Source organism: Mesobacillus harenae (assembly GCF_013343715.1).
Classification (GTDB): Bacteria; Bacillota; Bacilli; order Bacillales; family Cytobacillaceae; genus Mesobacillus_A; species Mesobacillus_A harenae.
Genome location: NZ_JABUNR010000064.1, coordinates 1 through 281, shown reverse-complemented (window position 1 = coordinate 281; position 281 = coordinate 1). Strand labels below are relative to the sequence as shown.

Here is a 281-nt window from a genome sequence, read left to right as displayed (position 1 = left end):
TATTGAAAAAACCATTGGAACTCATCAGTTAAAGAATATGGTTTCTTATCTGTGTGAACTTGTAGGAGTAAGCAGGAATGGATACTATGACTGGCTTAAAGCAGCTACCTCCCGCGAAGATCGGCTTGAACAAGATGAACGGGACATCAAATTGATCAGGGAGATATTCAACGGTAAAAACGGAAAGGTAGGCGCCCTCCAAATCAAGATGATTATGGCGAATGATTATTTGGTCATCATGAATCACAAAAAAATCAGGCGATTGATGGCAAAGTATGGGC

General features: G+C 40.6%; 1 protein-coding gene. It reads left to right on the top strand.

Annotated features, from left to right (window positions below; genetic code table 11):
• Window positions 1-281, top strand: a 281-nt coding sequence (locus tag HRJ06_RS23075; protein WP_174735241.1) for an IS3 family transposase, incomplete at both ends; no start/stop codon positions are given.